We start from the raw sequence: 4,623 nt of genomic DNA, 5'->3' as shown, positions 1-4,623 counted from the left end.
TCGCGGCCGCTGGCGGGATCGGGCTGCAGCGCGCCGGCCAACGCCGGCGAGCGCCACTGGGTCGCGCCCTGCAGGCGCCCGATCAGGGCCGGCGCCTCGCTGCTGAGGCCGATCAGCATCATCCGCCGGTCCTCCAGCGCGAGCTTTTCCAGATAGGTACTGTCGGGCAGGCGCCGGGTCAGCTCGTCGATGACCTCGACCGACGTCGGGCGCGCGGCACGCTGGGTATCGAGGAAGGCCTGCCCCTTGATCAACGCCACCAGCCGCTGGCGCTGCGCGGCCGCCTGGCGTCCGGCGGCGGCCTGGGCCGCGATCTGTTGTTCGAAGGCATCGGCGGCGGCACGGCGGTTCTCCAGCACCTGCCACAGCATCAGCGCACAGGCGGTCAGCGCCAATGCCGCCAGGCCCCAGTTCCATACCCGCCACGGATCGCGCTGCTGGCGGCGTTCGCCCGGCGGCAGCAGGTTGACCCCGATCGGCAGGCCGTCGGGACCGGCGACGTCGACACCGGCGAGGTCGGCGGCCAGCGCCCCCAGCGAAGCGCGTTGCGGTGCCAGCGCCGCGCGCGGCACCACCACCAGCTCGACATCGAGTTGGCCGTCGCCGTCGTGGTGGCCGAGCACGCGCGCGTCGTAGACGACCGCATCGGCGGCGAACGGGGTCTGCCGATCGACCTCGAAGCCGACCACGTCGCGCAGGCGATCGGCGGCCGCGGCCGGCAACCGCAAGCGGCGACGCAGGCAGGTCGAGGCCGGCAGCAGCAACCAGCGCGGCAGTTCGGCCAGGCGCGGCGTGAGCAGCCCGCCCAGCGGATCGGCGGAGGTCTGGCCCGGACCGAAGCCGATGTCGTCATCGGCGGCGGCCGGTGCGGGGATCCGTCCAAGCGGACGCATGGCGTCGTCCTGGTGCCGCGACAACAGGACTTCGTCGCCGTCGGCGAGCAGCATCAGCCGCCCACGACCGACGCCCAGCGCGCGGCGCAGGGTCGGCGGCAGCCAGGACGCCAGCGAGCGTCCCCACCAGGCCAGGAAGCGGCCAGCACCCGGCCACAGCCGTGCGCCCGCGCCACTTTTCGACCCGCGGCCGATCGCCCCCAGGCGGTCTCGCAATGCTGTCATCGTGGTGTCACTCCCTCCTCCCAGCGCAACACGGTATACGCCATGCCCGGCACGGCGCTGCCCCCGCTGCGGACCACCGCGCGCAACACCGTCTCACGGCCATCCGCTAGCCGCGCGCGGCTGTCGATACTATACGTGCCGCTCCGGCTGCCCACGAGATCCTGCCCACCGGCCCCTGGCAGCGGCTGTCCGGTCACCGGATCGACCTGTCGCCGCTGGTCGACCAGCAGCTCTCCGTCCAGCCCCATCGCGTCCAGCACCGCCGCCGAGGCGAACGCGCTGTCCGGACGCTGCATGCCGCTGAACACGGTCACGTGGGGCTCGATCCGGGCATAGATCTCGGGGGTGAAGCCGAGCACCTGTTCGAGTTCGGCAATGCTCTCGAACTGCGCGTCCTTGGCGCCGTAGGCGCGGCCGGCGGCCGCATAGTCGGCGTCCTCGGCACCGCCGGCCGCCTGGGTCAGCGGATCGGTGTCGCGCCAGTCCAGGATCGCCGCGGCCAGCCGCGCGGCTTCGACCTGGTCGCTGCCCAGCACCCGCAGCAGTTCGGTCAGCAGATTCATGTCGGCCTGGTTGAGGTCGACCTTGCCGTTCTCGTCGATGATCCGCACCTCGACCTCGGCGCCGCCGTACCGCCAGGTGTACGGCTGCCCATCGGGCCGCCATTGCAGGCGCGGATCGGTCTGGTCCACCCGGGTCATCGCGTACTCGATACCGGCCCTGGCGGCGTTGCCGGCGACCAGGCCACTGACCAGCACCCGTCCCTGCAACGCCTCGATCCGCGACGCCAGCGCAAAGCCGCCGACCAGCGCGGTCAGCAGGGTGATCAGCCACAGCACCAGCAGCAGTGCGGCGCCGGTCCGGGCGCGCCGCCCCTGACGAGCATGGCGGCCACCGCGCGCGCGCGCCACGTTCACAACACCACCCCGCCGCTCAGGCTGCCCGCCTGCGGCAAGGCGACCACCAGCGGCGGCCAGGTGCGGCCGTCGGCGTCGACCAGGGTGACCTCGACCAGCAACGGCAACTGCTCGCTGGTCTCCCAGCGATCCAGCCAGTCGGACAGGGCACCGTCGGCGTCCAGCGCGCGGTAGCGGAAGCGCGCCTCCTCCAGCCGGTCGACCAGCCGCTCGGGAGGCAGCGGGTCGGGCTCCTCGAAGGTCTGCGAAGACTGCACCACCGCCAAGGCGAGAACGATGCGCAGGCCGTCGTCGCCGCTCTCGATGCGGAAATCGTGCTGATAGGGGCCGCCATGGCCGAGGTAATCGGGCAGGTCGGCGACGAAGCGGACGCGGTCCGGTTCGCCGATGAAGCGCACCGGCAGGGCGGTGTCCTGATCCATGTCGAAGGCGACCGGACGGGCCGCGCTCAGCCGCTGGCGGAGGAAGCCCAGCACCGCCCGCTCGCGCTCGCCGCGCTGGGCCATCGCCTCGCCGCGATGGACGGTACGGGTCGCGGCGGTCAGGGTCGCGAACGCCAGCGCCAGCCCGGCCGCCAGCAGCACGCTGGCCAGCAGCACCTCGATCAGGGTGAATCCGCGCGACGCCCGCCGCGGGCCGCCGCCGCGGCGCCTGCCCATCGGGACCGCGCTCATGGCGACGCCTCCAGCGGATCGCCCTGGACCAGGCGCAGGGTGCGCAAGCGCAGACGCTCGCCGGGACGGCCCTGCCCCCACTCGACCGCCAGGGTCAGCTCGTACAAGCGGTTGAGCGCACCGCCGGCCGGCTCCAGCACATCCGGCGGCAGCGCCGGGTCTTCCCACGGCGCGACCTCCAGGGTCCAGCGGTAGCGCCCATCCTCGAAATCGCCGTTCTCCCGGCCCGGTTCGATCCGGGTACCGACGCCAAGCTGATCCAGCAGCGACTGCGCATGCAGGGCCGCGCGGCCGGCATCGCCGGACCAGCGGACCTGCCGGGTCGCGCCCGACAACGTGCCCAGCAGCAGGCTCAACGCCAGCGCGAGCAGGGCGAACGCCACGATCACCTCGATCAGGGTGTAGCCGCGCTGCGCACGCGCGGTCCGCCAGCTTCCGACGCCGACCGGCCGGCTCACCGTTCCAGCTCCGCGCGACGCAGGCGCACTTCGCCGGTCAGCCAGGCGACATCGATGTTCCAGGCTGCCTGCTCGATGCTGAGCTGGACGCGACCACCGGTGGCGGCGCCATCGCGGAAGAACATCACCGCCCCCTCGCCCTCGCTCTGCTGGGCCTCGCGGGCGCCGGTGAAACGGATCCGGATCGCATCGGGAATCTCACCGTGGCGACCGTTGGGCGCCTCCCAGCGATGGCCCTGTGGGTCGATCACGAAGCGCTGCACTTCGCCGGTCGCCAGCGCCTGGGCACGGGTGTAGCGCAACTGCGAGGCGACCTCCTTGGCCGCCGATCGCAGCTGCATGCCCTTGAAGCCGCCGCTCATCGCCGCCGCCGCCAGCAGGCTGACGACCGCAAACAGCGCGACCACCAGCAGCATCTCCACCAGGGAAACGCCACGGACACGGCGACTCGATCCCGGAACGGTCATGAGCGGTCCTGGCGAGGCGACGATGCGGAACGCTTACTCGTAACGGACGTCGGAATCGACGCTGGTGCCACCCACCTTGCCGTCCTTGCCGAGGATCACCAGGTCGAAGGGACCGCTCTCACCGGGGGTGCGGTACTCGATGTCGTGCCCCCACGGGTCCTTCAGCTCCTGCGCCTTGGCATAGGGGCCGAGCCAGCCGGGGGCGTCGCTGGGCGCGGTGACCAGTTCGTCGAGCGTGGTCGGCAGGCGGCCGGTATCCATCTGGAAGGAATCGACCTTCTGCGCCAGCGTGGTGACCTGCGACTTGGCGAGATTGGCCTTGGCGCGATCGGCGCCACCGAGCACGCGGCTGCCGACGAAGGTCAGCACGGCGCCGATCAGCACGATCACGATGATGATCTCGATCAGGCTCATGCCGCGCTGGGCGCTGGCAGACGGACTGCGGGTAATGGAACGGCGGTTGCGCATGGTGGTCGTCCTCGTGAGCTGGCGGGTGATGCGGATGCGTACGGTCCCGCGCCGGGGGCATCCAGGGCGCAGGCGGTGAAACTCCTGATATTTACCCTATTCCATGTCGGCATGCGGTACTAACGCGGGCAGGCAGGATACGGGGTTCATGTTCAGACACCGAAATGTGAACGAAGTGCCGCCATGATCCCCTACGTGCGCATTCAGCGACGGCGCTCACCGTTTGCGCCATTGCCATCATGCGGGCTACGGACCGTCCAGCCCGAGTGAATATTCACCGCCACGCGACAGGCGGTCGCCGAAGCGCTCACTGGAGGGCCTACCGCCGGCCGCGTCGTAGCGGCCACGCAAACCACGGCCGGGCCTTCCCATTGAATGCCTCATCGCGGCTTACGCCGCTCCTACGACATGAACGCATGGACCCAGCCCCCTGAGTCAGGGGGCGATTCGCGCGCAGCGCGAATGGGGGTCTGGAAGCGCAGCGGCGGGGCCCAAGGTTTGCGCAGCAAACCTTGGGAGAT

General features: G+C 71.2%; 6 protein-coding genes. All 6 read right to left on the bottom strand.

Features of this window, described 5'->3' with window-relative positions:
* Positions 1-1,118 (bottom strand): PilN domain-containing protein (locus FKV24_RS10520; RefSeq protein ID WP_141482348.1); only part of this gene is annotated, 1,118 nt, incomplete at its 3' end.
* Positions 1,115-2,035 (bottom strand): type II secretion system minor pseudopilin, encoded by a 921-nt coding sequence (locus FKV24_RS10515; RefSeq protein WP_249040990.1) that lies wholly within the window; start codon positions 2,033-2,035, stop codon positions 1,115-1,117. The genes FKV24_RS10520 and FKV24_RS10515, both read right to left, overlap by 4 nt.
* A complete protein-coding gene (locus FKV24_RS10510; protein ID WP_223250271.1) occupies positions 2,032-2,709 on the bottom strand; it encodes a prepilin-type N-terminal cleavage/methylation domain-containing protein in 678 nt (225 codons plus the stop codon). The genes FKV24_RS10515 and FKV24_RS10510 overlap by 4 nt, the downstream gene beginning before the upstream one ends.
* Positions 2,706-3,167, bottom strand: coding sequence for a type II secretion system protein XpsI (gene xpsI, locus FKV24_RS10505; RefSeq protein WP_141482346.1), 462 nt, complete (start codon positions 3,165-3,167; stop codon positions 2,706-2,708). The genes FKV24_RS10510 and xpsI overlap by 4 nt, the downstream gene beginning before the upstream one ends.
* Positions 3,164-3,634 (bottom strand): type II secretion system protein XpsH, encoded by a 471-nt coding sequence (gene xpsH / locus FKV24_RS10500; protein WP_141482345.1) that lies wholly within the window; start codon positions 3,632-3,634, stop codon positions 3,164-3,166. The genes xpsI and xpsH overlap by 4 nt, the downstream gene beginning before the upstream one ends.
* Positions 3,635-3,667: 33 nt before the next feature.
* Entirely contained in the window at positions 3,668-4,102 is a 435-nt protein-coding gene (gene gspG, locus FKV24_RS10495; protein ID WP_111265618.1) for a type II secretion system major pseudopilin GspG, read from the bottom strand.
* Between the last annotated feature and the right edge of the window lie 521 nt (positions 4,103-4,623).

Origin of the sequence: Marilutibacter maris (assembly GCF_006546735.2) — a bacterium.
GTDB classification, from domain to species: Bacteria; Pseudomonadota; Gammaproteobacteria; order Xanthomonadales; family Xanthomonadaceae; genus Marilutibacter; species Marilutibacter maris.
This window is presented reverse-complemented; position numbering and strand designations above follow the sequence as displayed.

Coding starts and splice junctions, on each gene's coding strand:
- FKV24_RS10510 (WP_223250271.1), bottom strand. CDS start 2,709: ATGAGCGCGGTCCCGATGGGCAGGCGCCGCGGCGGCGGCCCGCGGCGG.
- xpsH (WP_141482345.1), bottom strand. CDS start 3,634: ATGACCGTTCCGGGATCGAGTCGCCGTGTCCGTGGCGTTTCCCTGGTG.
- gspG (WP_111265618.1), bottom strand. CDS start 4,102: ATGCGCAACCGCCGTTCCATTACCCGCAGTCCGTCTGCCAGCGCCCAG.